A 26249-nucleotide genomic window follows, 5' to 3' on the forward strand; every position below is an offset into this window, starting at 1 on the left:
CCCTCTTCTTTAGGTTCTCATGCACCCGAATACTACCTTCGCCAAATCCCGTTTGCACCTGGCCCTCGCGGCCGCCGGCCTGTGCGCACTGCACGGCGCGGCCTTCGCCACCGAAGACGGCGGCGAAGGCGCGCTGTCCAAGGTCGTCATCAAGGCGACCGTGGAAAAGAAAAAACTGGCCGACAGCGTCAGCGCCGGTGCACTGGGACGCAAGTCGGAACTGGATACGCCCTTCTCCACCAAGGCCGTCAGCAGCGACGAAATCGAAGACCGCCTGGCTACCAGCATTGCCGAAGTGCTGAAGTACGACGCCTCGGTCACCGCCATCAGCCCACCGATCAGCACCCACCCGGCCACCATCCAGATGCGCGGCCTGCGCCTCGATGACCTGAACGGCTACAAGATCAACGGCCTGGCCAACGTCAACCGCGGCACCGAAATGCCGCTGGAGATGTTCGAGAGCGTGGAAGTGCTGAAAGGCCTGACCGGCTTTATGTACGGCTTCGGTTCGCCGGGCGGCATCGTCAACTACGTCAGCAAGCGCCCCACCACCGACAAGAGCTTCAGCGCCGCGCTGGGCTATCAGGAAGGCGGCGCGATCAAGGAACATATCGACACCGGCGGCCGCCTCGGCGACGAAGGCGGCTTCGGCTACCGTCTGAACCTGCTGCACGAAGACGGCGGCGTAAAAGAAGAAAGCGGCTCCATCAAGCGCAACGCCGCGGGCATCAACCTGGAATGGCGCGTCAACAACGACGTCGCGCTCACCTACGATGCGATCTACCAGCGCCGCAAAAGCGTGGGCGGCACCGACGTGGTGATCTCGCCGTTGTACGTGGTGCCGAAGCCGATCGCCGGCGACAGCAAATTGAACAGCATCGGCGCCGGCAGCGACGTCGAATTCGCGCTGTCCACCGTCGGCATGGAATACCGCCTGAGCCCTGAATGGATGGCCAACCTGTCGTACCGCACCTCGAATTCGACCCGCGTCTACAAAAAGGACCAGTACTACATCACCAGCAACAAGGCCGACTACAAGGACCGCGTCACCTCCGAGCTGCATGGCTACCACTTCGACCAGGCGCAGGCCAGCTTCGAAGGCAAGGTCAACGCCTTCGGCCTGGCGCATGAAATCGTCGCCGGCGTGACCTCGCAAAACCTGTCGTCGACCTCCTCCGTGGTGACGCCGAAGACCTATATGGGCACCGGCAACCTGTACGCACCCAACATCATCAACGTCGGCAGCATCAACTGGAGCGGCGGCACCTACCGCGACGAAGCGACCCGCCAGGAAGCGGCCTTCGCCAGCGACACCGTCAAGCTGACCGACAACTGGTCGGTGCTGGCCGGCGCCCGCTACACCCGCTACAACGACAACGCCTACTCCACCAAGGGCGCTGTCATCGCCAACTATCCTGCTCAGCGCACCACGCCGACCGTGGCGCTGATGTACAAGCCGGCCGCCAACACCACCATCTACGGCAGCTATGTCGAGGCGATGGAGCAGGCTTCCAGCGCGCCTACGTCCACCGTCAACGCCAACCAGACCTTTGCTCCGTTGAAGAGCAAGCAGGCCGAAGTTGGCGTCAAGACGGAGCGCAGCTTCTGGAACGCCAGCGCGGCGCTGTTCCACATCAAGCGCGGCGCGCAATACACCAATGCCGGCAACGTCTTCGTGGCCGACGGCGAATCCAAATACCAGGGTGTGGAATTCAACACCGTGGTGCAGGCGGCCAAGAACCTGTCGATCGAAGGTGGCCTGATGCTGCTCGATGCGACGCTGGAAAACGCCGCCGCAGGCTACAGCGGCAAGCGCGCCGTCGGCGCCCCGCGCCGCCAGGTTTCGGTGCAGGCGACCTGGCGCGAAGTGCTGCCAGGCCTGGCGCTGCACGCCGGTACCCAGTACCTGGGCGAGCTGCCGATGGATGCGGCCAACGTCAACACGCTGCCGGCCTACACGCTGTTCGATGCGGGATTCAACTACCGTCACCGCTACTTCGGCAAGATGGTCAGCGTGCGCGCGAACATCTCGAACATCGCCAACCGCAAATACTGGACCTACTACCAGGAGAACTACCTGAACGTCGGCTCGCCGCGTACCGCCAGCGTGAATGTTCGCGTAGACTTCTAAAGTATGAAACCACCACGCCTTGCGGCAGGCGCCGCGCTGTCCCTGTTGATGTTGAACGCCGTCGGCGAGCAGTACTATCAAACCAAGACGCCGTATCAACCGCAGCAGGCCAGCGCCAGCTATGAAGCCCCGCCGCAAGGCTACCGCGCGGTCTACACCCAGCTGCTGGCGCGGCATGGGTCGCGCGGTTTGAGCAGCATGAAGACCGACCTGGCGCTCTACAAGCTGTGGCAGCTGGCCGGCCAGGAGAAGGCCTTGACGCCGCTGGGCGCCCACCTCGGCGACGACCTGCTGCAAATGATGAAGGCCAACGCATTGCTGGGCTACGGCGTGGCCGGCATCACCAAACCAGGCTACGGCAACGAGACCATGCAGGGTGTGACGGAGCACAAGCAGCTCGCCGAGCGCATGTACCACCGCTTGCCGCAGCTGTTCCGCAACGCCCCCGCAGGTGCAGGGGCGCAGCCTCGCCAGATCCTGCTGCTCACCTCCGGCAAGGATCGCGCCGTGGACAGCGGCGATTACTTCGCCGGATCGCTGGTGGCACAGCAAGCCAATCTGCAAGCGCTGATCGTGCGTCCGCCATCGCTGGCGCCGCGCGCCGAAACGAATCATGCCAGCCGCCCGGCGGGCACCGACCGCTTCCTGCTCTACTTCCACAAACTGAGCGCGAAGCAGGACCTGGTGGCCGACGACAGCGATCCGCTGCACGCCACCTACCAGGCCAGCCAGGAGTATCAGGCCTGGGCCAGAAGCGATGAACTACGCGCGCGCGAAGCCGCCGTACTGGCGCAGCCGCAGGTGGCGGCGGCCGCCAAAGCGGTGCTGGAACGCCTGTTCACACCGGCCTTTATCGAAGGCCTTGACCAGGGCCGCTACAGCGCCGCCAACACCGGCGTCTACAGCTACACCAGCGCCGACAAGCGGTTCACCAACAAGCTGACCGGCGATGGCGACACCAACATCAACTCCGCCGTCGATGCCGCGCAGGCGCTCTACGAAATGTACGCGGCCGCCGCCGATATGAAGGCCGAGCTGAAAGCCGATTTCGCCCGCTACATGCCGGCGCCACAGGCGGCGGTGTTCGCGGCCACCGAGGACGCCATCGCCTTCTACAGCAAGGGTCCCGGCATCAGCGAAAACGGCGGCGTCAATTACCGCATGGCGCAAACGCTGTTGGACGATTTCTTCGGCGAGGTGGATGCCGTCGCCAAGGGAGATCTGTCGCGCGCCGCCAAGCTGCGCTTCGCCCACGCCGAGATCATCATTCCGATGGCAACCATCCTCGGCCTGACCGGCATGTCGGAGCAACTGCCGCGCGCGGCGAGCTACAGCTACAGCAACAGCAGCTGGCGCGGCGATGCGGTCGCGCCGATGGCGGCCAATATCCAGTGGGACGTCTACACCAATGACCAGGGCCGCACGCTGGTCCGCATGCTGTACAACGAGAAGGAAACGGACTTCAAGCGCGGCTGCGACCATGCAAAGATCGCCCCGGCCAGCCACTACTACGACTACGCAAGCCTGCGCGCTTGCTACCTGCCGAATTAATCACGAATTAACCACATGCGTGCCATGGCGCTCAAGTGCCTCCAACAGCGCCGGCATGTAGGTACGGCTTGCGCGTAACAGGCTGCCGTCGCGCAGGCGCAGCAAGGCGTCGCGATTCGTCAATGCTCGCAATTCGACGACCATATCGATGCGCACGATCGCCGAGCGGTGCACACGTTGGAACTGCAAGGGATCGAGCTGCATGGCCAATTGATGCAACGGTTCGCGCACCAGGTGCGTCTTGCCGCCCGCATGCAGCGTCGCATAGTCGCCATCCGCTTCGATGCGCTCGACGTCGCTGGCCCGCACCAGTACCGTGCGCATCCCCACTCGCACCGTGAACGTGCGTGTCCAGGTAGCGGGCGCCAATGCAGGAGTATCGTTCTGCCGACGCCACGGGAAGGCCCGGCGGGCGCGGTCCAAGGCCTCGTCGAAGCGCTCGTCGTCGACTGGCTTGAGCAAATAGTCGAGCGCCGCCAGATCAAAGGCTTGCAGGGCGAAGCTGTCGTGGGCCGTGACCAGGATCGCCATCGGCCTGCTGTCGATGGGCAGTGCGCGCAGTACTTCAAGGCCGCTACGGCCGGGCATCTGGACGTCGACGAACACCAGATCCGGGCGCAGCGCTGCCAGGCCCTGAACGGCGGTGCCGCCATCGCCATATTCGGCGACCAGCTCAAAGCCAGATCTGCGCGCCAGCCGAGTTTTGAGCGCGAGCCGCGCCAGCGGCTCGTCATCAACAATCGCAACGGTGATTGGGCTGGGCTTCATGCTGCGTCCCGCTGCCGCAGCGGAAGCATCAGACGCACGTGGAAGCTGCGCTCATCGCGCCAGCCCGCGTCGAACCGGTGCTCCCCGCCATACAGGTGGCGCAGCCGCTCGGCCACGTTGGCAAGACCGATACCGGTGGCCCCATCCGACACAGGCCGGCGTCCATCGTTGAGCAGATCGACCGCCAGATGGGTACCGGTGTGTTCTACGCGGATGTCGAGCCGGCCCGCCGTAGCCAGCGGTGCGATGCCGTGACGGATCGCATTCTCGACCAGCGGTTGCAGCAACAGGTACGGGACCGCCGCGTCAAGCACGTCGGGGCCGGCCGTCATCGTCACCCGCAGGCGCTCGCCGAGCCGCGCCTGTTCGATGTCGAGGTAGGCCTCGATCAGCGCCAGCTCCTCGGCCAGCGCGTGCTCATGGCGACCGTCGTGCGCGAGGGTGGCGCGCAGAAAGTCGGCCACGCGGCTGATCATGCGAGTGGCCTCGCGATCGGCGCCGGCGGAGACCAGGGCCGATATCGCGTTCAGCGTATTAAAGAGGAAGTGCGGGTTCACTTGCAGGCGCAGGGCGCGCAACTCGGCGTCCCGCGCGTGCGCGAGGGCCTGTGCGAGATGAAGCTTGGTACGCTGCAGCGACAGGTAGTAAACCGCAACAGCATGCACGGCACAGAAAGCGATCAGCGCCAGCCAGCAGCCGTCCAGGCCCCGCACCAGGTCGGTCCAGCGATAGCCGGTCTCCAGCCCTAGCGCGATCGCCAGGCGCTGCCCCGCCAGCGCGTTCGCGATCGACATCGCATAACTTGCCGCCAGCAAGACCACCGCCGTAAGCATCAATGAACTCTCGCGGCGCCACAAGACCCGCTGCAACTGGGCCAATGGCGCGACCCACGCCATGCATGCAACGAAGTACAGGCCGCGAAAGGCGGCGGCGTAACCATGGCCGAGCGCCGGCAGCCCGAGGATCGCCATGCAGGCGGCGACCGGCAGCGCGGCAAGTACAGCGATGAGTTGTGGGGTGGGTTCTTTCACGCAGGGCGTCCGAAAAAGAGGAAACCAGCGATTCTAGCGCGTCAGTCGCCGATCGAGTACAGCATTGAGCTGATCTTCCACCCATCTTCGGTCTGCACCATCTGCCAGCTCTCGCTGCCACGGTTGGTGACCTTTCCGTCGGAGATGAAATCAAAGTTGAAGTACACCGAACCCACGGCGCCATTCGTGTCGATGCGCACATCGTAGAAGCGCTCCTCGACCGGCCCCTTGGACGTCTGGACGAATTCCGCGAATTTTTGCCAGCTCGATCGCATCACCTTGCGCGCGGCCGGGTTCTTCGCCTTGACCACCTTCCAGGTCGGGGTGTCGAATACCGACAGCCAGCTGTCGTGGTCCGGCAGGAACAGGCTGCCCAGGGTTTTGCCGTCGTGGGCGACGATGGCGGACTGGAATTGCTGCACGACCTGGCGAATCGCCGCCACGTCGGCGTCATGCCCGGTGTCGGCGGCGCGTACTGGCGCCAGGCTCAAGGCGGTCATGATGACGGCAAAAGCGAGGGGAGGAAGAAGGCGCATGTGAGCTCCAAAGTGACAAAATAATCACGATAAGCATGCCGTGCGCGCCGGTCGAGCGGAATGCGCCCGACCGTGCATGGATTGCGGTGTAACGGTTCAGCTGAACCTACTTGAGTGTGTCGGCCACCATATCGACGGCGACATCGAAGCTCGCCGGGTCTTCCGCCAGCAATGACCACAAGCGATTATGTTCGGCGCCCTGCACCACGTGCAGCCGGCTCGATTGCGCGCGCGTGGCGGCGGCCACCAGGCGCTCGGGGATCTCGCGCGGGATGGTGGCGTCGTTCTCGGCGGCGATCACCAGCAGCCGGCCTTCGAAGCGCGACAGGATGTCCCAGGCGTCGCTGTCGGCCCAGCTGCGCTCGCGCCGTATCACGGCCGAGAACTCTGGCCCGAACGGCACCTCGTACGCCGACGGCGTGAAGACGCCGGGGACGACCAGCACCAGCGCATCGACACGATGGCTTTGCGTGAAGCGGATGGCGTTGTAGGCGCCCATGCTGGCGCCGAACACCGCCATCGGCTCCGGCAGGCCGCGCGCAGCGGCCACCGCCTGCGCCTGGCGCGTGCGGCTGGCCACCGACGATTGCGCCAGCGTGCCACCGGTGTCGCCATGGCCGATACAATCGAAGCTGGTGCTGCCGACGCCGCGCTGCTGCAAGGCGTTGCGCAGCAGATGATGGCCGCGGCGGGTGCTGGAGCCGGCGCCGTGCAGATACAGCACGCGGTTGACACCGTCGCCGACGTACTGGTCGCCCTTCAGCACATGGTCCTCAAACGCCACATCGAAATCCACGATCATTTGCCTGCCTCCTTGGCCAAACGCAGGCTGAGATTCTCGCGCGATTGTTTGGCGTAGGCTTTGCAGCCATCGCCGCCATCCAGCAAGGGGTGCGGTTTGCCGCTTTTCAGCTTGTCCCAGGTGCCGGAGAATTCCGGGTGCACGGCGATGATGATGTCGCACGATGCCTGCTCCAACGCCGCAAAGCTCTGCTCATATTGCTTCAGTACTTGCGGATGGGCGTTGAACTTGTAACCGTCGTTGGAAACAGGGTTGATGCTGTCGGCGAAAACTATGCTGGCGCAGCGGTCTTGTTCACAGGAGCTCCACGTCCAGCTGGTGCCACCCGACGTGTGGCCCGGCGTATACATCGCGGTCACCGTCAGCGGCCCGACTTTGACGGCTTCGCCATTTCGCACCGCGCGCACCTTGGCCACCTTGGCAAACGGCGTGCTGCCGACGATCTGGGGGTCATCCTTGCCCATGCCGCCGCGCTTCAGGTCCGCTGCCGCCAGGGGGCTGGCCACCACCGTTGCGCCGCTCATGCGCTGAAGTTCGGCGATGCCGCCAGCGTGGTCCATGTGGCCGTGCGAGCTCAGTATCAGCTTGACGTCCTGTATGCGGAAACCCAGCTTGCGGATGCTGGCGGCGATGCGTTGCGGCGAATCGGGATAGGCGCCGTCCAGCAGGATGTGGCCCTGCGGCGACGTCACCAGCACCGAACTGAGGCTGCTCACGCCGACGTAATAGCTGTTGCCGTATATCTGGAATGGTTCGACCGGCTTGTTCCAGTTGTCGTCAGGCGTGTTTGCGGAGGCGAAGGCGGCAAGGCCGCAGAGCACAGCGGCCAGCAAAGGTTTGATCATGAATGGTATGCGACAGAGTTGGTAAAGAAAGAACATTGTACATCCGTACACCCTGTACGTATCGGGCTTGCGGTATCGTCAACATGGTAATAGCTGGTAGACACTGGCACAATACCGTGTCGCCATTCGAAGGAACCGTCCATGAAACATCCCGCACTCCGCGCCGCCCTCATGTCCTGCCTGGCCGCAGCCTCCTTTGCCAGTCAAGCGGCTGAATCCAAGCTTGGCGCCGCCGAAAAGCTTTACCAGGCCAACTGCTCCGCCTGCCACGGCGTCAAGATGGAAGGCGCTGTCGGCCCGTCGCTGGGCGATCACGCGTGGCTGCACGGCGCGCCCACCAAGGCCAACCTCATCAAGATTATCAGCAAGGGCGTGCCGGAGAAGGACATGCCGGCCTGGTCCCCCGCCCTGAGCGCGACACAGATCGCCTTGCTGGCCGACCTGATCGCCGCCAACGCCGCCAAGCCCGCCGTGGCGCAGACGCCCGAGGCCAAGGCGCAGCAGAACGTTCCCGACCTGAGCGGCTTCAAGCTGCCCAAGGGCTTCCGCATCAGCGTCTACGCCAACCAGGTCAGCGCCGCGCGCAGCATGGTGGTGTCGGACAGCGGCATCGTCTACGTCGGCTCGCGCAAGGCCGGCAAGGTGTACGCGCTGGTGCCGCGCGCCGACAAGCAGGCGGCCGACGTGGTGACCATCGCCGAAGGCCTGGAAAACCCGATCGGCGTGACGCTGCTCAACGGCGCGCTGTACGTGGGCGAAATCAGCCGCGTGATCCGCTTCGACAATATCGACAAGCGCTACGCGCAGAAGCCGTCCTACGAAGTGGTCAAGGTCAGCCTGCCGAACGACAAGTGGCATGGCGAGAAGGTCATCAAGGCCGGGCCGGACGGCAAGCTGTACATCCCGGTCGGCGCGCCGTGCAATGTATGCGACGTCGAGGACACCAAGAGCGCGAAAATCTATCGCATGAACGCGGACGGCAGCCAGCTGGAAGAATATGCGCGCGGCGTGCGCAACACGGTGGGCTTCGCCTTCCATCCGACGACCAAACAGCTGTGGTTCACCGACAACGGCCGCGACGAGATGGGCGACAACACGCCATCGTGCGAGCTGAACGTGGCGCCCAAGGCCGGCATCCATTTCGGCTTCCCTTACTGCCACGGCGGTGTGGTGCCGGACCCGGCCTTTGCCAAGGGCCGTAGTTGCGATGAGTTCGATCCGCCGGTCGCCAAGCTGGGGCCGCACGTGGCGCCGCTGGGTTTGAGCTTCTACACCGGCAAGCAGTTCCCTGAGGCGTATCGCAACAACGTCTACGTCGCCGAGCATGGTTCGTGGAACCGCACCACCAAGAGCGGCTACAGCGTGCGTTTGATTACGCTGTACAACAGCAAGGTCGTCACCGACACCGCCTTCATCGACGGCTTCCTGCGCGGCGAGGAAGTGGTGGGCCGGCCGGTGGACGTGGCCACGCTGCCGGACGGCTCGATGATCGTCTCCGACGACTACGGCGGCCGCGTGTACCGCGTCACTTACGACGGCAAGTAGTCTGGAAAGAAGTCCTGAGCCAGCGCCTGCTCCAACGACCAGGGGCTGGTTTCGGGCAGGTCGTAGCAGCAGTTCTCGCCCACTACTTTGATCAAAGCGTCCAGCCATACATCCTGGAGAAATTCAGGGTCCACGATGGCTGTACGCAAGCTGGGCAGACGCGCCAGCATTCGCGCAATTCGGCGGCGCTGCAACACGATCAGCTGGCGCCATAGCTCGCAGCGATTGCCGTCCTGCCTTTGCCAACGCGCTAAATGCGCCAACAACGTCGAACATCGATCGTCCAGCTGGAATTTAAAATATGCGGCCACGCCTTCGATTTCCTCCGCCAAGTGCAGCGCATCTGCCAACGAGAGCTGCCCCGACCGCAGCCAGAAGGCCTGCTCCTTCGCCCATTCCGCCACATCGTCTTCATATGCAGTTGCCATGACTATTTACTCCGGAAAAAACTCCTCGGTCAGAATCTCAGTGATCGTCCACGGCGACTCGCTTGGCAACGCGGGCAAAGAAGTCTCGGCATAGGTGTCGACCAACGCGCGACGATAGACGCCGGCCAGCCAAGGTGAGTACCGACAGCCGGCTTTGCAGCTCTCTCTTTTCGCTCTTGCCCACATCCTCGATCTCCTCGGCGATGTTGTCGATGTCCAGCTGCGACCATTGGCCGCGACGCAGCAAGGCTGCTTGCTGTTCGGCCCAAGCGATAACGTCGTCTTCGTATAGGGAACTCATGATCGATTAGTCAGGCCAAAAAGCATGCGATAAGAATTGCTCAACGCGCCACGGTAGTTCGATGGGAAAGACCTTCAGGTGCGTCTGCGCCTGGGCATTCCGGACAGCGCGGCGATAGGTCGTTTCCAGCCACTGCGGATCATCCAGCAGCGCCTGCAAACTGGGACAATCTTCCAGCGCGTCGTCGATCGCCACGCGCTGGGTGCGTATGGTATGCACCCAGCTGGGGCCACGGTGCGACGTTTGAAATTGCCACTTCAATAGATGCGAGAGCAATACAACCAACCGGCTGCGCAGCTCTTTCTTTTCCCGATGGCCCACATCTTCGATCTCCTCGGCAATGTTTTCGTGATCCAGCAATTCCCAGCGGCCGGCGCGCAGCAAGGCCGCCTGCTGTTCGGACCAGGCAATGATGTCGTCTTCGTATAAGGTGCCCATGATGAAGTTAGACCAGGCCCGGCGCCAAGAGTTCAGACGAGACTATGGCCCCGCCGTCTTCTGTCGAAAGTCTTTACAGCACCGGCGCTCGGCCACGCCATGCCGCCATTGGCGGGCGCTGGGTACGGTTCATGCGTACGCATCAGCAGCCGGCAATCATGCTGGCTCACACCATCGAGGAGAACTTCATGCGTCCAATACTCAAATTATTGTTGCTACTGGCGATAGCCTTGCCGGGAGCAAGTCAAGCCGGGATCATTCCCGTCCTCTCGACCGCACTGGAATTGATACGGGCGATACCTGCGGCGGCGGCGCCGGTCGGCAATGCCGTCGCGTCTATCGGCCTGGTGGGCAATCCCGCTATCGGCGCTCTCTCCAGCGGTTTTAACGGTTCCGGGAGCGCGAGCGCCAATGTCGATATTGATCGTTTCAGAGAAACCAGCGCAAACGCCGACGTCTCGTGGCTATATGAATTTCGAATTGCCCAACCGGGCTTGACGAATATCCGGCTCAACTACAGCTACGGCGGCAGCACTTCGGTATTTACCAACTTCAACGCCAACTCACGCGCCAATGTACGCATCAGCAACCTGACGGCGACGCTGACTGTCGGTGCGCTGGTCCAGTCGCTGAACTGGGGCGATTTGAATATTGGCGGCAACTGCTCATCCAGCGGCCTGTTCGACGATTGCGGCCCGTCGCCGTCCGCGCAGGCGCGCTCTATCGATCAGATGTTCCAATATGCCAGCGGATATCCGGTCGGCACCCTGATCGATATCACGGGCACGCTGCACACCGATAGTTTCGGCCACACCGGCATCGGCTCGGCAGAGAGCGCGGCAGCGGCCTATGCCAACTTCGCGGTGACTGCCGTGCCATTGCCCTCGACCTTGCTGCTAATGTTGTTGGGCCTGTCGCTGGCGCTATGCCGACGCCTGCCTGACTCGCCAACAGCACACCGTTCGAAACACGGCGCCTGAGATAAAAAAACACCCCGCAAGCGCAAAGCCGACGGGGTGTGCAGACCGAAACGCCGGGGATCAGCCCGGCAACGGCAATTTACTGTGCAACGGCGGCAGCGGCTTCTTCAGCAGCGGCTTTCATCGACAGTTTCAGGCGGCCGCGGTCGTCGGTTTCCAGAACCTTGACGCGCACTGCCTGGCCTTCTTTCAGGTAATCGGCAACGGCGTTGACGCGCTCGTTGGCGATTTGCGAGATGTGCAGCAGACCATCTTTGCCTGGCATGACCTGAACGATCGCGCCGAAGTCCAACAGCTTCAATACCACGCCGTCGTAGGTCTTGCCCACTTCGACCGAAGCGGTCAGTTCTTCGATGCGGCGCTTGGCCTCCTGGCCGGCGGCGGCGTCGACCGAAGCGATGGTGACCACGCCTTCGTCGCTGATGTCGATCTGGGTGCCGGTCTCTTCGGTCAGCGCGCGGATGACTGCGCCGCCCTTGCCGATGACGTCACGGATCTTCTCTGGGTTGATCTTGATGGTGATCAGGCGCGGTGCGAAGTCCGACAGCTCGGTCTTCACGGTCGGCATGGCTTTTTGCATTTCGCCCAGGATGTGCTCGCGGCCTTCTTTGGCTTGCGCCAGCGCCACTTGCATGATTTCCTTGGTGATGCCCATGATCTTGATGTCCATCTGCAGCGCGGTGATACCGTTGCGGGTACCGGCTACTTTGAAGTCCATGTCGCCCAGGTGATCTTCATCGCCCAGGATGTCCGACAGCACGGCGAACTTGCCGCCTTCCTTGATCAGGCCCATCGCGATACCGGCGACGTGCTCTTTCATCGGAACGCCGGCATCCATCAGCGCCAGGCAGCCGCCGCAGACCGAAGCCATCGACGACGAACCGTTCGATTCGGTGATTTCCGACACCAGGCGCACGGAGTAGCTGAACTCTTCCGGTGCCGGCAGTGCGGCGATCAGCGCGCGCTTGGCCAGACGGCCGTGGCCGATTTCGCGGCGCTTAGGCGTACCTACGCGGCCGGTTTCGCCGGTGGCGAACGGTGGCATGTTGTAATGCAGCATGAAGGAGTCGGTGAACTCGCCCATCAGCGCGTCGATCTTCTGGCTGTCGCGTGCGGTGCCCAGGGTGGCAACCACCAACGCCTGCGTTTCACCGCGGGTGAACAGCGCCGAACCGTGGGTGCGTGGCAGCACCGAGGTACGGATCGAAATCGGACGAACGGTGCGGGTGTCGCGGCCGTCGATACGTGGCTCGCCGTCCAGGATCTGGGTACGGACGATCTTGGCTTCGATGTCGAACAGGATGTTGTTCACTTCGGCTGCGTCGACTGGCGCGGCGCCGGCGGCGGCGGCTTCAGCGGACAGGTCGGCCAGCACTTCGCTGGTGGCGGCCTTCAGCTTGGCGGTACGCTCTTGCTTGTCTTTGGTCTGGTAGGCTTCGTTGATTTTGCCTGCGGCGAAATGCGCAACGCGGCCGATCAGCGCTTCGTTCTTCGCTGGCGGGACCCATTCGACTTCCGGCTTGCCGCCGTCGCGTACCAGCTCGTGGATCGCGTCGATGACTGCTTTCATTTCGGTATGGCCGAAGACGACCGCGCCGAGCATGATTTCTTCGGACAGTTGCTTGGCTTCCGATTCCACCATCAGCACGGCGGTTTCGGTACCGGCGACAACCAGATCCATCTGCGAAGTCTTCAGCTGTTCAACGGTAGGGTTCAGGATGTACTGGCCGTTGGCGTAGCCGACGCGCGCTGCGCCGACCGGGCCGTTGAACGGTACGCCCGACACGCACAGGGCGGCCGATGCGCCGATCATGGCGGCGATGTCTGGATCGATTTCCGGGTTGACCGACAGCACGTGAATGATCACCTGCACTTCGTTCAGGTAGCCTTCTGGGAACAGAGGACGGATAGGACGGTCGATCAGGCGGGATGTCAGTGTTTCTTTTTCCGAAGGACGACCTTCACGCTTGAAGAAACCGCCCGGGATTTTACCGGCAGCATAGGTTTTCTCAACGTAGTCGACGGTCAGCGGGAAGAAGTCCTGGCCTGGCTTGGCGTCTTTGCGTGCGACGACAGTAGCCAGCACCACGGTATCTTCGATCGATACCAGGACTGCACCGGAGGCCTGGCGAGCGATTTCGCCGGTTTCCAGGGTCACGGTGTGTTGACCGTACTGGAAGGTTTTCGTAACTTTATTAAACATGGGTAATCCCTTTCTATTTGCCGACAGATTTTCAGGGGCTGTCGTTCACCTCACCACAGACGATATAGTTATCGTCTTTACTGCAACTGCTAAAACCCAGGAATTCCATGTCGCACTGCCAAGACGCTATTCCGCTTGGCAATTTTCCCGGCAAAAATGACAAAATGCCCGCGTCAGAAAACTGGCGCAGGCATTTCGATTAAGCCGGATGACGCAAAAAATTACTTACGCAGACCCAGTTTAGCGATCAGATCGCGATAACGGGTAGCATCTTTGCCCTTCAGGTAGGACAGCAGGCTCTTACGACGGTTAACCATCATAATCAGACCACGACGCGAGTGGTGATCCTTGCTGTGTGCCTTGAAGTGGCCGTTCAATTCGTTGATGCGTGCGGTCAGCAGCGCAACTTGAACTTCTGGGGAGCCGGTGTCTTTTTGACCACGGGCGTTGTCCGCGATAATGGCGGCTTTGTTGATGTTTTCTACGGTCATGATATTTACCTTTAACATGCGGTGCGCGGAGTCGTAACCCTGCACATCGTGAACTTCAAAAAAAACTGATCCGAAGACCAGACCCGGAAGTATAGCGGAAAAACTCCCACATGTATCCTGTGTTGGCTACAATTGTTCTAACTTTCCGGTCCTATACAGGGGTGTGCGATGAAAAAACTGATCTTTGTGGCAATCTTGCCTGCCATGCTGAGCGCGTGCGCCAGCCTCAACTCCCCTCCGCTGGCGGCCGGCGAGCCCGCCGACGCCGTCAAGGCCAAGCTGGGCCAGCCCACCGGCACCTATGCCAACGGCCCGGACACCATGCTCGAATACGCCGGCGGCCCGTTCGGCCAGTACACCCACATGGCGCGCATCGGCCCGGACGGCAAGCTGATCTCCTTCGAGCAGGTGCTCAGCAGCGAGAAGTTCGCCACAGTCAAACCGCGCAAGGATAGCAAGCAAACCATCCTCAGCACCTTCGGCAAACCGGCCCAGCAGGTGCACTACGCCAGCGTCGACGGCGATGTGTGGGTTTATCGCTACAAGGAACAGAATGTGTGGGATTCCGTGATGCACGTGGAATTCGACCGCAACGGCATCGTCCAGGCCATGGTCAACGGGCCGGATCCGGAGCGGGAATCGCGTCGCCGCTAAAATGTAGCAAAGATACAAAAGAACCACTGCACTTTACTCGAGATCTCCGCATTTTGTAGCCAAACTACTTTTTCAAGTAGATAATACGCCAACAAAAACGGAGATCCTCATGCATGCAAAAGTGAAACTGGCCGAACCCGGCGCCGCCGCGCCGGCGCCCAAGCCGAAGCTGTCGTTCTGGGCCATCTGGAACATGAGTTTCGGCTTTCTCGGCATCCAGGCCGGCTTCGCCCTCCAGCAAAGCAACGTCCCCCGCATCTTCCAGACCATGGGCGCCGAGCTCGACAAGATCGGCTTCCTGATGACCGCCGCGCCGCTGGCCGGCCTGCTGGTGCAACCCATCATCGGCTACATGAGCGACCGCACCTGGGGCCGCTGGGGCCGTCGCCGCCCCTACTTCTTCATCGGCGCCGTGCTGGCCACGCTGGCGATGCTGGGCTTGCCGAACGCCACCGTGCTGTGGACCGCCGCCGCCATGCTGCTGGTGCTCGACGTCGCGATCAATATTTCGATGGAGCCGTTCCGCGCCTTCGTCGGCGACCTGCTGCCGAAAGAACAGCTGACCACCGGCTATGCGGTGCAGACCTTCTTCATCGGCGTGGGCGCGGTGGGCGCGTCGGCGCTGCCGTGGGTGCTGACGCACTGGTTCGACGTGGCCAACACCGCCGCCGCCGGCAAGACGCCCGATTCGGTGGTCTACGCCTTCTACATCGGCGGCGCGATCTACCTGGCGGCGGTGCTGTGGACCGTGCTGCGCACCCGCGAATATTCGCCGGAGCAGCTGAGCCAATTCCATCCCGAGGCGGAACCGGCGGCAGCGGCGCCGACCGGCCTGCGCGGCTTCGTCAACGACTACCTCAACATGCCGAAAATCATGGTGCAGTTGTCGCTGGTGCAGTTCTTCACCTGGTTCACCTGGTTCTCGATGTGGACCTACGGCACCGCCACGCTGACGCAGCACATCTACCACGCCACCGACACCAGCTCCGCGCTGTACAACGAAGGCGCCAACTGGTGGGGCGTGTGCGGCGCGGTCTACAACGCCGCCTCGATCGCCTTCGCCTTCGTGCTGCCGCTGATCGCCGCGCGCACCAGCCGCAAGACCGCGCACGCGCTGGCACTGGTGGTCGGTGGACTCAGCTTCATCTCGATCTACTTCATCACCTCGCCGATGATGTTGCTGCTGTCGTTTGCCGGCGTCGGGCTGGCGTGGGCCAGCACCTTGTCGATGCCGTATGCCATCCTCGCCGGCAAAATTCCGGCGAAGAAGATGGGCATGTACATGGGCATGTTCAACATGTCGATCGTGATCCCGCAGGTGGTGTCCGGCGTCTGCCTGGGCTATTTCCTGACCCATGTGTTCAACGGCAGCGCCGTGATGATGCTGGTGCTCGGCGGCATCTCGATGTTCATCGCGGCCGCGCTGTCGATGCGTATTGAAGAGGACGAATAGATTTAATCTGTTGCGTTTCTGAGCCAGGCCGCCAGTTCGGCCTTGCCATGGGCCGGGACTGCCAGCGCACGCGTGTCGTCGCTGCGGCGCAGCCAGCCGCGCACGACGAAGTTGTCGAGCAGCGCGACGGCCAGCGGCCCGGCGAAGTGATCGCGCCGCTCGGACCAGTCGACGCAGCCATACAACTGGCGCTGGGCCGACGCGCCTTCCGGCAGCTGGATGCCCAGCTGCCGCAGCCGCGCCTGGCCCGATGGCGTGAGCGGATAGTCGTGGCCATCCCCCTCCCCCGGCTTCACCCAGCCGTTGTCGACGAAGCAGCGGCACAGATCCACACCCAGCACGCCCGCCAGGTGGCCGTAGCAGCTGCGCGCATGACGCAAGCCACGCATGGCCGGCGCCTGCCAGCGCGTGCTCTCGGGCAGCGCGCCATCGGCCACGCGCAGCAGCGCTTCCAGCGCATGAGCGACGTTGCCGTCGGCGAGCATGTAGTAGCGGTGGCGGCCTTGTGCGCGCACGCTCGCCAGCCGCTCTTCCACCAGCAGTTTCAAATGCTGCGACGCGGTCGGTGCGGACACGCCGGCGTGCTGCGCAAGGTCGGTGGCGGTGTAGAAGCGGCCATCGAGCAGTCGCGACAGCATCAGCGCGCGGGTCGGGTCGCCGATTGCGGCGGCGACGCGGGCGAAGCGTGGTTGCGGTGTGTTCATGGCTGGCCTGCCGCAATTGGTGGATGGTGGGGCGGCGCTTCGTCGCGCTCCATCAAGCCGTAGTCGCGGATGACGCTGGCGACGCGCAAGCGATAATTATCGAACACACCGGCACGGCCGGCGCTTTGCGCTTCACGGTGCTGCTCCTGCTCGCGCCAGGCGCGCACCGCATCCTCGTCGCGCCAGAAGGACAGCGACAGCAGCTTGCCGGGAGACTTCAGGCTTTCGAAGCGTTCGATGGAAATGAAGCCGTCCATTTTTTCCAGCAACGGCGCCAGCTGGGCCGCGCGGTCGAGGTATTCCGCGTAGCCTTCAGTGCTGGGGATGACTTCGAATATCACGGCGATCATTTGGCGCTCCTACGCAAAAAGGCGTTGACGGCATTGTAAAGCAGCCCGCGCGACGACTCCAGATGCATCAGGTGCGTAGCGCTTGGGAAGGTCTCGCAGCGCTTGATGCTGCCACCCAGGTCGGCAAGCAAATTGGCGGCGTCGGCGCCGGAACATACGCTGTCCCATTCGCCGCGCACCAGCAGCGTCGGCGCGGTGACGCGCGAGGCATCATACAGCGCCTCGCCGGACCACAGCGCCCGCACGTCGGCCTGAGGTCCCGTTGGCGTCAACACGGCTGGCGGTGTGCGGGTAGCTGCGCCGGGATCGGTCGCCAGGAAGGCGGCGCTCCAGTGCTGGAAGTGGGCTTCATCCAACAGCTGTGGATGGCCGCGCGGGACGTCGTCAACAAAGCGGCGGTACTGCGCCCATGCCGTCAGCGGATAATGGGATGCCGTACCGTCGGCGGCCGGCAAGTAGCCGCTCGCCGACGTGGTGGCGTCGCGCGTCACGATGGGCGCGAACAGCACCAGCGCGGCCAGTGCCTGCGGCTGTCCGCCTGCATAGCGCAACGCCACCGAGCCGCCCCACGAATGCGCCAGCAGCATCACGGGCCGGCCGCCATTGCGCTCGCGAACAGCGCAGACCACACGGTGCAATTGCTCCTGCACGCTGCGCAAGTCGCCAACGGGCATGCTGTCGTGCTGCGCATATCGTTCGGACGCGCCATAGCCGGCAAAGTCGAAGCCCCACACATTGAAACCGGCGGCGTTCAGCGCATCGGCCCAACTGCGGTCGTCCAAGGAATAGAACACCGAGAGATCGGCGCCGAAGGTCGAGCCGTGCACGTAGATTACATCGCCCAGGTCCTCGGCGGCGCGGCGCACTTGCAGCGCCAGCATGGGCGTTTCCATCAGTTTGATCATTGCAGCCTCCTGTCATCGAATCGACAAGATAGCTGTTTGAATCGGCGCATGCTTCGGTGTGGACCGAAGCATGCGCCGCCAGGTCAGGACTTGGGCTTGGCTGCGCCGTTGAAGGTCTTGTTGATGATCTTCCATTCGCCATCCACCTTCAGCAGCGAGATGTAGTCGGTATAGGTCACGGTCGGATAGTCGAGGTAGACCTTGGCCGTTCCCGCCACCCCGGTAACATCGACACTCTCGATGCGGCGCACGCGCTGGGCTTCGTTGGCCGCCGGCTTGCCGGGGAAGAGTTTAGCGAATTCTTCAACCGTCAGCGTTTGCAGCTTGCCGTCGCGGTAGGAGTAGATCTTCGCGTCCGGGTGGAAGGCCTTGCGCATGTAGGCCGCGTCGCCGGTGACGTGGGCCTGGATGTAATTCTCGACCGGCACGCGGGCGCCTGCGGTGTCGGCGTTCTGCGCAAACGCCGCGCCGGCGATAAAGAACAGTGCTGCAAATGACTTCAACTTCATGATGTCTCCTACATATAGGTTGGCGAGAATAAACGGACAATGCGCCATTTGCGACAACTATGTGGAGTTGAACCGTAACGGTCACGAATGGCGTGACGGCAAGAGTATCACGAGCGTCAGCTTTGTCATAAAATTGGCAAGATGGCTGTTTTTGAAACGGTCACTTTCATCCATTGCCAACCTGAAGGAAAATATATTTCGCCAGCATGTCGATCTGGTGTGCCGTCAGCCGTCGTACGGATGAAGCACCGATTGCCCATTCCACCTTAACCAAGGAAGCGCCATGAACAAACAGATCATCCTCAACCTGCCTGTGAAGGACCTGGACAAATCCAAGGCCTTCTTTTCCGCGCTCGGCTTTGACTTCAATCCCCGATTCAGCGGAGAGAACGCGGCATTCATGAACATCGTCGGCGACACCATCCAGGCCATGCTGACGACCGAGCCCTTCTTCAAGTCCCTGATCGACAAGCCCCTCACGAATGCCAGGGAAGCCAATGAACTCGTCATCTGCCTGAGTTGCGAAAGTCGGGAAGAGGTGGACCGTCTGATCGCCAAGGCCCTTGCCGCTGGTGGCCGGATACCGCATCCGCCCGAGGACCATGGCTTTATGTATGACCAGGGATTCGAGGATATCGATGGCCACCTGTGGAACCTGGTCTGGTCGGCGCCAGAAGCCTGATCCTTGCGGCACGCGTCCCTAAACGATAACCGCCGCAGTGACCGGCGAAACCAATGTCCAGCCTATCGCCTGGTAGAGGGCCCGGCCCTGCTCCGTCGCGACCAACACGCCGACGCTGGCCTCCCGAGCGATGGCCGTGTTGACCAGCGTCGCCATGATGACCCGGCCCAGCCCCTTGCGTTGATGCCTGGGCTCGGTCACGATCTGGTCGAAGGTGGCGACGCCATCGCTATCGGCTACCCGCCCCTTCGCTGCCAATTCGCCATCCATATCCCTGAGCTCAGCCTCGGTGACCGCGCCAGATGTGGACAGAGACAAGCGGTAGCCATCGTGCGCGCCCACTGCCGCGTCTTGCAAGGCCACCGCCATCAAATACTCCGGCGCCTGGACTTGCCAATTTTCGTGCAAAAGCGGCATGACCTTTTCCGGATGCGCGCACACTTTGAGCCACGTTCCGGGCGTCTGCAAGCTGCCGATCAAGTCACGCAGCATGCCTTCGTCATCATCGATTACGACATGGCGCTCCAAATGTCCAGGAAGTCCCAGGTCTATCTTGCAGCCGTAGGACTGACTGACGGGCGATGCTTTATTCCTCGTCAGAGTCCAGCCCTTGGCCCACGCAGTCGCGGTTGGAACCACATGAAATTTCTTGAAAGTCTCGCTCAAGTTCGGCCTCCTCCCACGATGTTCAAGGCTGCGGATTGACGCGCTCGATCTTCGAGTGCAGCTTGTTCAGCGCCGACAGATAGGCCTTGGCCGAAGCGACGATGATGTCCGGATCGGCGCCGACGCCGTTGACGATGCGTCCCTCCTTCGACAGGCGCATCGTCACCTCGCCCTGCGACTGGGTGCCGGTGCTGATGGCGTTGACCGAAAACAGCACCAGCTCGGCGCCGCTGCCCACTTCGGATTCGATGGCGTTGACGGTGGCGTCGACCGGTCCATCGCCCTTGCCTTCGGACGCATGCTCCTCGCCGTCGATCGAGAACACCACCTTCGCGCTCGGCGTCTGGCCTGTACCGGACTGCTGCGACAGCGACAGGAAGCGGTAGTACTCGCTCTCATGCGATTGCGCTTCGTCCGACACCAGCGCCAGGATGTCTTCGTCGAAGATCTCGGACTTGCGGTCGGCCAGTTCCTTGAAGCGGACGAAGGCGGCGTTGACCTCCGCTTCCGAATCCAGGTCGATGCCCAGCTCCTGCAGGCGCTGCTTGAAGGCGTTGCGGCCCGACAGCTTGCCCAGCACGATCTTGGTGGCGGCCCAGCCCACGTCTTCGGCGCGCATGATCTCGTAGGTCTCGCGCGATTTCAGCATGCCGTCCTGGTGGATGCCGGAGGCGTGCGCGAAGGCGTTGGCGCCCACCACCGCCTTGTTGGGCTGCACGGCGAAGCCGGTGATCTGCGACACCATCTTGGAGGCGGCGACGATCTGCGTGGTGTCGATGCCGACTTCCAGGTTGTAGTAGGCCTTGCGCGTGCGCAGCGCCATCACCACTTCTTCCAGCGCGGTGTTGCCGGCGCGCTCGCCCAGGCCGTTGATGGTGCATTCGATCTGGCGCGCGCCGCCTATCATCACGCCGGCCAGCGAATTGGCCACGGCCAGTCCCAGGTCGTTATGGCAGTGCACCGACCAGATGGCCTTGTCGGAATTGGGGATGCGCTCGCGCAGGCGGCGGATTGTTTCGCCGAAGATCTCCGGCACCGCGTAACCCACCGTGTCCGGGAAGTTGATGGTGGTCGCGCCCTCCTCGATCACGCCTTCCAGCACGCGGCACAGGAAGTCCTCGTCCGAGCGGCTGCCGTCTTCCGGGCTGAATTCGATATCGTCGGTGAACTGGCGGGCGTAGCGCACCGCGTTGCGCGCTTGCAGCAGCACCTGGTCGGGCAGCATGCGCAGCTTCATTTCCATATGCAGCTTGGAGGTGGCGATGAAGGTGTGGATGCGTTTGCGTTCTGCCGGCGCCAGCGCTTCGGCGGCGCGCGCGATGTCGCGGTCGTTGGCGCGCGACAGCGAACAGATGGTCGATTCGCGCACCACCGAGGCGATCGCCTTGATGGACTCGAAATCGCCTTGCGAGGCGGCCGCGAAGCCGGCTTCGATGACGTCGACGCGCAAGCGCTCGAGCTGCTTGGCGATGCGGACTTTTTCGTCCCTGGTCATCGACGCGCCGGGCGATTGCTCGCCGTCGCGCAAGGTGGTGTCGAAGATGATGAGGCGGTTGGATGAGTTGCTCATGATAGCTCCGTGGCTGATGCTTCGTTGCTTGAATTCTCAGGGCCTACCGCCCTCTGGTTCAGCGGCGTTCGCTGGGGTCGTCGGTGTCTTCGTCGGTCTGGATCAGGCTGACCTTCTTGCCCTTGGCCAGACGCCATGCCGACACCGCATAACCGGACAGGCCGTAGGCGATGAAGATCGGAAACAGCACTTTCGGCGGGTCGATCGACACCAGCGCGAACACCAGCGCGATCAGGAACACCGCGATGAACGGCACCGACTTGCGGAAGTTCACGTCCTTGAAACTGTAGAACGGCACATTGGTCACCATGGTCAGGCCTGCGAACACGGCGATGCCCCACGAGACCCAGCTCAGTTGGAGGCCGGGCACTTCCTGGTCCACCATCAGCAGGATGAAGCCGGCCACCAGCGCGGCGGCCGACGGCGACGGCAGGCCCTGGAAGAAGCGCTTGTCGACCACTTCGATATTGGTGTTGAAGCGGGCCAGGCGCAATGCGGCGCCGGCGCAGTAGACGAAGGCGGCGATCCAGCCCAGCTTGCCCAGGCCGCGCAGCGACCATTCGTAGATCACCAGCGCCGGCGCGGCGCCGAAGGACACCATGTCCGACAGCGAGTCGTACTGGGCGCCGAATTCGCTCTGGGTATTGGTCAGGCGGGCGACGCGGCCGTCCAGGCCGTCGAGCACCATGGCGATGAAGATGGCCCAGGCGGAGTGTTCGAATTTCTGGTTCATCGCCATGACGATGGCGTAGAAACCGCAGAACAGCGCGGCGGTGGTGAAGGCGTTCGGCAGCAGATAGATTCCGCGATGGCGCGGCCGGTCGAGGTCCTCGCCCCTGGCGCGGCGCGCAAAGCGGCTAAAGCGCGACATCTGCGGCGTTTTGCCTTGGGCTGCGCCATTCTTGGCTCGGCGACGGGGAAATTTGGCCATTGGGTTCCGTTTCTGATTAACTGGTCATGTTGCCTCGTCATTATAGAGGAGCCGACCATAAAAAAGGGAGATGGCGGACCGCCCCCCATTCTGCCCAAGTTTGCCTACTTGAAGCGCACTTTGCCCACCAGGCGCATCTGCAGCGTGGTTTCGCCCGCTTCGAAGCTCGGTTCGACCACGGCTTCGGAGGCGGCGTAGGCCGCCGCCGGCGCCGCCATCACGCGCGAACCGGTGACGTTGACGCGGTCGACGAAATTGCCCGAGCCTTCGAAATCCACCGTATCGAGCACCGCGTCGCCGAGCTTGCGGCCCATCGCATGCGCGATCGAGTTGATGCGATCATTCAGGTTGGCGTAGGTGGCGGCGATGCGCTGGTCGTCGAGCTTGCGGGTGGTTTCCGGCGTCAGGCCGAAGTGCAAATTGCTCAGAGCCAGGATGCGCTGCGCGGCGGCGACGGTCTTCGGCAGGCCCGCCAGGTTGATGGTGGTCACCTGCAAGGACTGGCCCACGCGCCAGGCGGTCGGCACGCGCGGCTTGCGCGGCTGGCCGCTGACCGGGGCCGGCTCGTCCGGATAGACCGGGTAGCTGTAGTAGCCCTGGGTTTTCAGGCTGGCCTGCGGATCCTCCTGCTTGACGATCTGCAGGCCCTGCTTCATCTTCTGGTTGACGCGGGAGGCGGCGGCTGCCTTGTCCTTGTCGACTTCCTCGACGGTCAGCGTGATGATGGCCTGGTCGTTGACGTGACGGACTTCGCCGAAGGCTGGCACGACGACCAGAGCGCCGTCGGTCGGCAACGATTCCTGCGGGGCCGCCTGCGCGGACAGCGCGCAGGCGGCGGCAACGGCGGCGGCCAGGTGTTTGATGACAGTCATAACGATCTCCAGAATTGATATAAAGGCAATCGTAACTGTACCTCAACACGCGCCGCCGCGCAGCGGGGATTACTTGAAGCGAACCTTGCCCACCACGTTCATTTGCAGCGTGGTTTCGCCCGGCTCGAAGCTCGGTTCGGCCACATCGGCGGCATCCGACATCTTGGCCGAGCGCATCATCATCGGCGCCGGTGCGCCGCCCATGCGTTCCTGGGCGTAGTTGCCCGAGCCTTCGAAGTCGACCGTGTCGAGCACGGCGTCGCCGACCTTGCGGCCCATCGCGCTGGCGATCGAGTTGATGCGCTCGTTCAGGTTTTTATACGTCGCGGCGATGCGCTGGTCGTCCAGCCGGCGCGTGGTTTCCGGCGTCAGGCCGAACTGCAGGCCGTTCAGGGTCAGGATCTTCTGGGCGGCGGCCACGGTTTTCGGCAGCTTCTCCAGGTTGGTGGTGGTCACCTGCAGATACTGGCCCACGCGCCAGGCGGTCGGCACGCGCGGCTTGGACGACTGGCCGTTCACCGATGGCCGTTCCTCGGGATAGACCGGATAGGTGTAGTAGCCCTGGGTTTTCAGGCTGGCGCCCGGGTCTTCTTTCTTGACGATGTCCAGGCCCTGCTTCATTTTCAGGTTGACGCGCGTAGCGGCGGCGGCCTTGTCCTTGTCCTGCTCTTCGATCGCCAAGGTGGCGACCGCTTGATCGTTGGCGTGCTTGACTTCGCCGAAGGCCGGCACCACGACCAGCGTGCCGGAGGTCGGCAGCGATTCAAGCGGGGCGGCGTGCGCGGCGAGCGCGAAGGAGGCGGCAGCGGCTGCGGCGAGTGTTTTCATGACGGTCATTGCGGGCTCCAAAGTTAAAATTACAACAAGGCGAACTTTACCTGAAATTACCTACAAGATATGTAAGACATAGTGAGTGTTTGTAACATTCGTCAGCGGCCCAGCATCTCCAGCACGCGATGATGCAGCGCCACCGCCAGTTGCCGGTGCTGTGGCTCGTCGAGATGGACGCCATCGACTTCGCTGGGCTGAATGAACTGCGCCGCATCCAGCAAGGAGCAGCCGCGTTCTTCGGCGATGCGCGCGTAGCAGCGCGCGAAGTGGGCCGATTTTTCCTCGGCGCCGTGGAATTTCTCCAGCATGGTTGCGCCCAGCTTGCCGATTCGCGGCGGCGCCAGCAGCAGCACTTGCGGCGCCACCAGCATCGGCTCCGCGCGGCATCCCTGGACGATGTCGACCAGCACCCCGGCGCCCAGCGAAGATTCATAGGCGCCCACGCCGTAGATGGCTTGCAGATCGTTGGTTCCCAGGAACATGATGACCAGGTCGATCGGCGCATGCGAGTGCAGGATGGGCAGCAGCAGGTCCTTGCCGTTGCGGCCGGGGCGGAATGGGTCGTTCCAGACGGTGGTCCGTCCGTTCAGGCACTCTTCGATCACGCGGATGTCGTCGCCCAGCAGTTGCTGAAGGATGCCGGTCCAACGCTTGTCGTGAGCGTGGCGCTGCCTGCTCCCCGGAACTATCCCCCAGGACATCGAGTCCCCGTAACACAACACATGTTTTGCGGCCATCACGTATCAACCTTTCCAGAGCAAGCGAACGTCAGCCAGCATAGCACCCCGCCCGGCCGTTCGCAGCTGTCCCTTGTGCTAAAGTTTGGCCGGAATCCTTTTTTGAAAGCTGACATGTCGTATCCGTATCTGAGTGATGTGATCAAGGCCTGGACCGGCTATGAACTGCCGCTGCCATTGGCGACCTTCGGGCTGTTTGTCGCCCTGGGCGCGCTGGCGGCGGGAGCGCTGCTGCGGGCCGAGCTCAAGCGTCTGTACGAAGCTGGCCGGATCGGGCCGGCGCATATGCGGGGCCGCGAGGCGCCGCCGCAGGACGTGGTCAGCGATCTGACGATGATAGTGCTGGTGGCCGGCATCTTCGGCGCTCGCTTGTTTCACATCCTGGAGCACACCGCCCAGTTCGCGGCCGATCCGATGAGCATGATCTTCACGCGCTCGGGCCTGAGCATATTCGGCGGGCTGATCGTGGGTACGCTGGCCGGCATGGTGTGCGTGCGACGCTGGCGTTTGCCGGTGCGTCCGCTGCTGGACGCGGCGGCGCCGGCGATGATGATCGGCTATGCCATCGGCCGCGTCGGTTGCCAGGTGTCGGGCGACGGCGACTGGGGTATCGTGGCCAATCTGGCGCTCAAGCCGGACTGGCTGCCGACCTGGCTGTGGGCGCAAACCTACGACAACAACATCTACGGCGAGTTGATCGCCCTTCCCGGCGTGTATCCGACGCCGATCTATGAAACCGCGATGGCGTTGTTGTGCTTCGCGCTGCTGTGGACGCTGCGCAAGCATGCGTTCCGCATCGGCTGGTTGTTCTCGGTGTATTTGATGCTGGCCGGCGTGGAGCGCCTGCTGATCGAGCAGATCCGCGTCAATCCCGTGTTCAATGTCGCGGGCCTGCATGCCACGCAGGCGGAGATCATTGCGGTAACGCTGATCGCGCTGGGAGCCATCGGCACATTGATCCTGAGCCTACGTCCATCGGCGCGCGCAATTTCCAGAGGCTGAGAACGGACTGAGAATTATTTATATCGTATAAACCGAATTATCGCGCATAGCCCGCTTCGCGCTGACTGCGGATGCCGAGCACATAGACGGTATCGATCTTGTCTACAAAGCGGTATAGCGCGACATATCCCCGGCCTTTGCGGCCAATAACGAGTTCGCGCTTGCCGCCGGCCGTCGGCCTGCCGATCAGCGGATTGTGAGCCAGGACTCCGATTGCCTGGATAATTTCATTGACACGTGCGGAAGCGTCGGCGGAAGCAGACTGCATCAGATGCTCGATGATACGATCGAAGTCCTCGGCAATTTCAGGCGCCAATTCGATGCGCGTCATTT

Annotated in this window: 28 protein-coding genes and 1 pseudogene; 8 read left to right on the forward strand and 21 right to left on the reverse strand. The window is 62.7% G+C overall.

The features are described 5' to 3' along the window. Positions 1-19: 19 nt before the first annotated feature. The gene (locus AC1RMD_RS04645; protein WP_492924096.1) at positions 20-2131 is read left to right on the forward strand and encodes a TonB-dependent siderophore receptor; all 2112 of its coding nucleotides are present in this window, start codon (positions 20-22) and stop codon (positions 2129-2131) included. 3 nt (positions 2132-2134) lie between these two features. Next, positions 2135-3682: a histidine-type phosphatase gene (locus tag AC1RMD_RS04650; protein ID WP_492924098.1), complete on the forward strand. Its 1548-nt coding sequence runs from the start codon at positions 2135-2137 to the stop codon at positions 3680-3682. On the opposite strand, the gene AC1RMD_RS04655 is transcribed toward AC1RMD_RS04650, so the two are convergent. From AC1RMD_RS04655 to bla, 5 genes are all read right to left on the reverse strand, one after another. Next, entirely contained in the window at positions 3683-4450 is a 768-nt protein-coding gene (locus AC1RMD_RS04655) for a LytR/AlgR family response regulator transcription factor (RefSeq protein ID WP_492924100.1), read from the reverse strand. After that, the gene (locus tag AC1RMD_RS04660; protein WP_492924102.1) at positions 4447-5481 is read right to left on the reverse strand and encodes a sensor histidine kinase; all 1035 of its coding nucleotides are present in this window, start codon (positions 5479-5481) and stop codon (positions 4447-4449) included. Before AC1RMD_RS04660 ends, AC1RMD_RS04655 begins: the two co-directional genes overlap by 4 nt. A 41-nt stretch (positions 5482-5522) precedes the next feature. After that, entirely contained in the window at positions 5523-6017 is a 495-nt protein-coding gene (locus AC1RMD_RS04665) for a nuclear transport factor 2 family protein (protein ID WP_492924104.1), read from the reverse strand. Between the two features lie 106 nt (positions 6018-6123). Continuing rightward, a complete protein-coding gene (locus AC1RMD_RS04670; RefSeq protein ID WP_492924106.1) occupies positions 6124-6819 on the reverse strand; it encodes an alpha/beta hydrolase in 696 nt (231 codons plus the stop codon). Further along, a complete protein-coding gene (bla, locus tag AC1RMD_RS04675; protein ID WP_492924108.1) occupies positions 6816-7664 on the reverse strand; it encodes a subclass B3 metallo-beta-lactamase in 849 nt (282 codons plus the stop codon). Before bla ends, AC1RMD_RS04670 begins: the two co-directional genes overlap by 4 nt. Positions 7665-7805: 141 nt before the next feature. Between bla and AC1RMD_RS04680 the strand changes: the two genes are divergently transcribed. Next, positions 7806-9209 carry a PQQ-dependent sugar dehydrogenase gene (locus tag AC1RMD_RS04680; protein WP_492924110.1) on the forward strand — a complete coding sequence of 468 codons (1404 nt, stop codon included), beginning with the start codon at positions 7806-7808 and terminating at the stop codon, positions 9207-9209. Here AC1RMD_RS04680 and AC1RMD_RS04685 read toward each other — a convergent pair. The 3 genes and pseudogenes from AC1RMD_RS04685 to AC1RMD_RS04695 all read right to left on the reverse strand — a co-directional run bounded on the left by AC1RMD_RS04685 (position 9194) and on the right by AC1RMD_RS04695 (position 10376). Continuing rightward, the gene (locus tag AC1RMD_RS04685; protein WP_492924112.1) at positions 9194-9637 is read right to left on the reverse strand and encodes a DUF29 domain-containing protein; all 444 of its coding nucleotides are present in this window, start codon (positions 9635-9637) and stop codon (positions 9194-9196) included. The two genes, AC1RMD_RS04680 and AC1RMD_RS04685, sit on opposite strands and share 16 nt — an antisense overlap. 136 nt (positions 9638-9773) lie before the next feature. Beyond that, a pseudogene (locus AC1RMD_RS04690) lies at positions 9774-9938 on the reverse strand (DUF29 domain-containing protein); the annotation flags it as partial. A 6-nt stretch (positions 9939-9944) separates the two neighbouring features. Further along, complete coding sequence (locus tag AC1RMD_RS04695; RefSeq protein ID WP_492924114.1) at positions 9945-10376, reverse strand: DUF29 domain-containing protein; 432 nt, start codon at positions 10374-10376, stop codon at positions 9945-9947. A 158-nt stretch (positions 10377-10534) separates the two neighbouring features. Between AC1RMD_RS04695 and AC1RMD_RS04700 the strand changes: the two genes are divergently transcribed. Continuing rightward, the gene (locus AC1RMD_RS04700) at positions 10535-11356 is read left to right on the forward strand and encodes a hypothetical protein (protein WP_492924116.1); all 822 of its coding nucleotides are present in this window, start codon (positions 10535-10537) and stop codon (positions 11354-11356) included. A gap of 79 nt (positions 11357-11435) precedes the next feature. Here AC1RMD_RS04700 and pnp read toward each other — a convergent pair whose 3' ends face one another. Further along, on the reverse strand, positions 11436-13559 hold the full coding sequence (gene pnp / locus AC1RMD_RS04705) for a polyribonucleotide nucleotidyltransferase (RefSeq protein ID WP_492924118.1): 2124 nt from the start codon (positions 13557-13559) through the stop codon (positions 11436-11438). 221 nt (positions 13560-13780) lie between these two features. Then, positions 13781-14050: a 30S ribosomal protein S15 gene (gene rpsO / locus AC1RMD_RS04710; protein ID WP_008450438.1), complete on the reverse strand. Its 270-nt coding sequence runs from the start codon at positions 14048-14050 to the stop codon at positions 13781-13783. A 168-nt stretch (positions 14051-14218) separates the two neighbouring features. On the opposite strand from rpsO, the gene AC1RMD_RS04715 reads away from it, so the two are divergent. Both AC1RMD_RS04715 and AC1RMD_RS04720 read left to right on the forward strand, forming a co-directional pair. Then, on the forward strand, positions 14219-14704 hold the full coding sequence (locus AC1RMD_RS04715) for a hypothetical protein (RefSeq protein WP_492924120.1): 486 nt from the start codon (positions 14219-14221) through the stop codon (positions 14702-14704). A gap of 109 nt (positions 14705-14813) precedes the next feature. Continuing rightward, the gene (locus AC1RMD_RS04720) at positions 14814-16157 is read left to right on the forward strand and encodes an MFS transporter (protein WP_492924121.1); all 1344 of its coding nucleotides are present in this window, start codon (positions 14814-14816) and stop codon (positions 16155-16157) included. Positions 16158-16159: 2 nt separating this feature from the next. Here AC1RMD_RS04720 and AC1RMD_RS04725 read toward each other — a convergent pair whose 3' ends face one another. The 4 genes from AC1RMD_RS04725 to AC1RMD_RS04740 form a co-directional block, all read right to left on the reverse strand. Then, the gene (locus AC1RMD_RS04725) at positions 16160-16861 is read right to left on the reverse strand and encodes an ArsR/SmtB family transcription factor (RefSeq protein ID WP_492924122.1); all 702 of its coding nucleotides are present in this window, start codon (positions 16859-16861) and stop codon (positions 16160-16162) included. Further along, positions 16858-17211 (reverse strand): antibiotic biosynthesis monooxygenase family protein, encoded by a 354-nt coding sequence (locus AC1RMD_RS04730; protein ID WP_492924123.1) that lies wholly within the window; start codon positions 17209-17211, stop codon positions 16858-16860. Before AC1RMD_RS04730 ends, AC1RMD_RS04725 begins: the two co-directional genes overlap by 4 nt. Continuing rightward, positions 17208-18116: an alpha/beta hydrolase gene (locus tag AC1RMD_RS04735; protein WP_492924125.1), complete on the reverse strand. Its 909-nt coding sequence runs from the start codon at positions 18114-18116 to the stop codon at positions 17208-17210. The genes AC1RMD_RS04730 and AC1RMD_RS04735 overlap by 4 nt, the downstream gene beginning before the upstream one ends. Positions 18117-18199: 83 nt before the next feature. Further along, a complete protein-coding gene (locus tag AC1RMD_RS04740) occupies positions 18200-18625 on the reverse strand; it encodes a nuclear transport factor 2 family protein (protein WP_492924127.1) in 426 nt (141 codons plus the stop codon). Positions 18626-18908: 283 nt separating this feature from the next. Between AC1RMD_RS04740 and AC1RMD_RS04745 the strand changes: the two genes are divergently transcribed. Then, positions 18909-19307: a VOC family protein gene (locus AC1RMD_RS04745; RefSeq protein WP_492924129.1), complete on the forward strand. Its 399-nt coding sequence runs from the start codon at positions 18909-18911 to the stop codon at positions 19305-19307. Positions 19308-19325: 18 nt separating this feature from the next. On the opposite strand, the gene AC1RMD_RS04750 is transcribed toward AC1RMD_RS04745, so the two are convergent. The 6 genes from AC1RMD_RS04750 to AC1RMD_RS04775 form a co-directional block, all read right to left on the reverse strand. Next, a complete protein-coding gene (locus tag AC1RMD_RS04750) occupies positions 19326-19973 on the reverse strand; it encodes a GNAT family N-acetyltransferase (RefSeq protein ID WP_492924131.1) in 648 nt (215 codons plus the stop codon). A gap of 22 nt (positions 19974-19995) precedes the next feature. Further along, positions 19996-21543 carry a 2-isopropylmalate synthase gene (locus tag AC1RMD_RS04755; protein WP_492924133.1) on the reverse strand — a complete coding sequence of 516 codons (1548 nt, stop codon included), beginning with the start codon at positions 21541-21543 and terminating at the stop codon, positions 19996-19998. Positions 21544-21601: 58 nt separating this feature from the next. After that, the gene (pssA, locus tag AC1RMD_RS04760) at positions 21602-22474 is read right to left on the reverse strand and encodes a CDP-diacylglycerol--serine O-phosphatidyltransferase (protein WP_492924135.1); all 873 of its coding nucleotides are present in this window, start codon (positions 22472-22474) and stop codon (positions 21602-21604) included. Positions 22475-22578: 104 nt separating this feature from the next. Continuing rightward, a complete protein-coding gene (locus tag AC1RMD_RS04765; protein ID WP_492924137.1) occupies positions 22579-23346 on the reverse strand; it encodes an SIMPL domain-containing protein in 768 nt (255 codons plus the stop codon). A 69-nt stretch (positions 23347-23415) separates the two neighbouring features. Then, complete coding sequence (locus AC1RMD_RS04770) at positions 23416-24183, reverse strand: SIMPL domain-containing protein (RefSeq protein ID WP_492924139.1); 768 nt, start codon at positions 24181-24183, stop codon at positions 23416-23418. Between the two features lie 92 nt (positions 24184-24275). After that, on the reverse strand, positions 24276-24914 hold the full coding sequence (locus tag AC1RMD_RS04775) for an SGNH/GDSL hydrolase family protein (RefSeq protein ID WP_492924141.1): 639 nt from the start codon (positions 24912-24914) through the stop codon (positions 24276-24278). A 114-nt stretch (positions 24915-25028) separates the two neighbouring features. Here AC1RMD_RS04775 and AC1RMD_RS04780 point away from each other — a divergent pair, with 114 nt between their 5' ends. Next, on the forward strand, positions 25029-25916 hold the full coding sequence (locus tag AC1RMD_RS04780) for a prolipoprotein diacylglyceryl transferase (protein ID WP_492924143.1): 888 nt from the start codon (positions 25029-25031) through the stop codon (positions 25914-25916). Between the two features lie 37 nt (positions 25917-25953). Here AC1RMD_RS04780 and AC1RMD_RS04785 read toward each other — a convergent pair whose 3' ends face one another. Then, positions 25954-26247, reverse strand: a complete 294-nt coding sequence (locus AC1RMD_RS04785) for a type II toxin-antitoxin system RelE/ParE family toxin (RefSeq protein ID WP_492924145.1) — start codon at positions 26245-26247, stop codon at positions 25954-25956. Positions 26248-26249: the final 2 nt, after the last annotated feature.

It is taken from the genome of Duganella sp. GW822-FHT06D06, from assembly GCF_058799615.1.

Excerpts from the sequence above, each read along its gene's own strand:
- AC1RMD_RS04685 (WP_492924112.1), bottom strand. The coding sequence starts at position 9,637 with ATGGCAACTGCATATGAAGACGATGTGGCGGAATGGGCGAAGGAGCAG.
- AC1RMD_RS04720 (WP_492924121.1), top strand. The coding sequence starts at position 14,814 with ATGCATGCAAAAGTGAAACTGGCCGAACCCGGCGCCGCCGCGCCGGCG.
- AC1RMD_RS04655 (WP_492924100.1), bottom strand. The coding sequence starts at position 4,450 with ATGAAGCCCAGCCCAATCACCGTTGCGATTGTTGATGACGAGCCGCTG.
- AC1RMD_RS04665 (WP_492924104.1), bottom strand. The coding sequence starts at position 6,017 with ATGCGCCTTCTTCCTCCCCTCGCTTTTGCCGTCATCATGACCGCCTTG.
- AC1RMD_RS04645 (WP_492924096.1), top strand. The coding sequence starts at position 20 with ATGCACCCGAATACTACCTTCGCCAAATCCCGTTTGCACCTGGCCCTC.
- AC1RMD_RS04755 (WP_492924133.1), bottom strand. The coding sequence starts at position 21,543 with ATGAGCAACTCATCCAACCGCCTCATCATCTTCGACACCACCTTGCGC.
- AC1RMD_RS04785 (WP_492924145.1), bottom strand. The coding sequence starts at position 26,247 with ATGACGCGCATCGAATTGGCGCCTGAAATTGCCGAGGACTTCGATCGT.
- AC1RMD_RS04650 (WP_492924098.1), top strand. The coding sequence starts at position 2,135 with ATGAAACCACCACGCCTTGCGGCAGGCGCCGCGCTGTCCCTGTTGATG.
- AC1RMD_RS04770 (WP_492924139.1), bottom strand. The coding sequence starts at position 24,183 with ATGACCGTCATGAAAACACTCGCCGCAGCCGCTGCCGCCTCCTTCGCG.
- AC1RMD_RS04780 (WP_492924143.1), top strand. The coding sequence starts at position 25,029 with ATGTCGTATCCGTATCTGAGTGATGTGATCAAGGCCTGGACCGGCTAT.
- AC1RMD_RS04765 (WP_492924137.1), bottom strand. The coding sequence starts at position 23,346 with ATGACTGTCATCAAACACCTGGCCGCCGCCGTTGCCGCCGCCTGCGCG.
- AC1RMD_RS04695 (WP_492924114.1), bottom strand. The coding sequence starts at position 10,376 with ATGGGCACCTTATACGAAGACGACATCATTGCCTGGTCCGAACAGCAG.
- AC1RMD_RS04745 (WP_492924129.1), top strand. The coding sequence starts at position 18,909 with ATGAACAAACAGATCATCCTCAACCTGCCTGTGAAGGACCTGGACAAA.
- AC1RMD_RS04680 (WP_492924110.1), top strand. The coding sequence starts at position 7,806 with ATGAAACATCCCGCACTCCGCGCCGCCCTCATGTCCTGCCTGGCCGCA.
- AC1RMD_RS04700 (WP_492924116.1), top strand. The coding sequence starts at position 10,535 with ATGCTGGCTCACACCATCGAGGAGAACTTCATGCGTCCAATACTCAAA.
- AC1RMD_RS04735 (WP_492924125.1), bottom strand. The coding sequence starts at position 18,116 with ATGATCAAACTGATGGAAACGCCCATGCTGGCGCTGCAAGTGCGCCGC.
- AC1RMD_RS04775 (WP_492924141.1), bottom strand. The coding sequence starts at position 24,914 with ATGGCCGCAAAACATGTGTTGTGTTACGGGGACTCGATGTCCTGGGGG.
- bla (WP_492924108.1), bottom strand. The coding sequence starts at position 7,664 with ATGATCAAACCTTTGCTGGCCGCTGTGCTCTGCGGCCTTGCCGCCTTC.
- rpsO (WP_008450438.1), bottom strand. The coding sequence starts at position 14,050 with ATGACCGTAGAAAACATCAACAAAGCCGCCATTATCGCGGACAACGCC.
- pssA (WP_492924135.1), bottom strand. The coding sequence starts at position 22,474 with ATGGCCAAATTTCCCCGTCGCCGAGCCAAGAATGGCGCAGCCCAAGGC.
- AC1RMD_RS04740 (WP_492924127.1), bottom strand. The coding sequence starts at position 18,625 with ATGAAGTTGAAGTCATTTGCAGCACTGTTCTTTATCGCCGGCGCGGCG.
- AC1RMD_RS04730 (WP_492924123.1), bottom strand. The coding sequence starts at position 17,211 with ATGATCGCCGTGATATTCGAAGTCATCCCCAGCACTGAAGGCTACGCG.
- AC1RMD_RS04715 (WP_492924120.1), top strand. The coding sequence starts at position 14,219 with ATGAAAAAACTGATCTTTGTGGCAATCTTGCCTGCCATGCTGAGCGCG.
- pnp (WP_492924118.1), bottom strand. The coding sequence starts at position 13,559 with ATGTTTAATAAAGTTACGAAAACCTTCCAGTACGGTCAACACACCGTG.
- AC1RMD_RS04670 (WP_492924106.1), bottom strand. The coding sequence starts at position 6,819 with ATGATCGTGGATTTCGATGTGGCGTTTGAGGACCATGTGCTGAAGGGC.
- AC1RMD_RS04725 (WP_492924122.1), bottom strand. The coding sequence starts at position 16,861 with ATGAACACACCGCAACCACGCTTCGCCCGCGTCGCCGCCGCAATCGGC.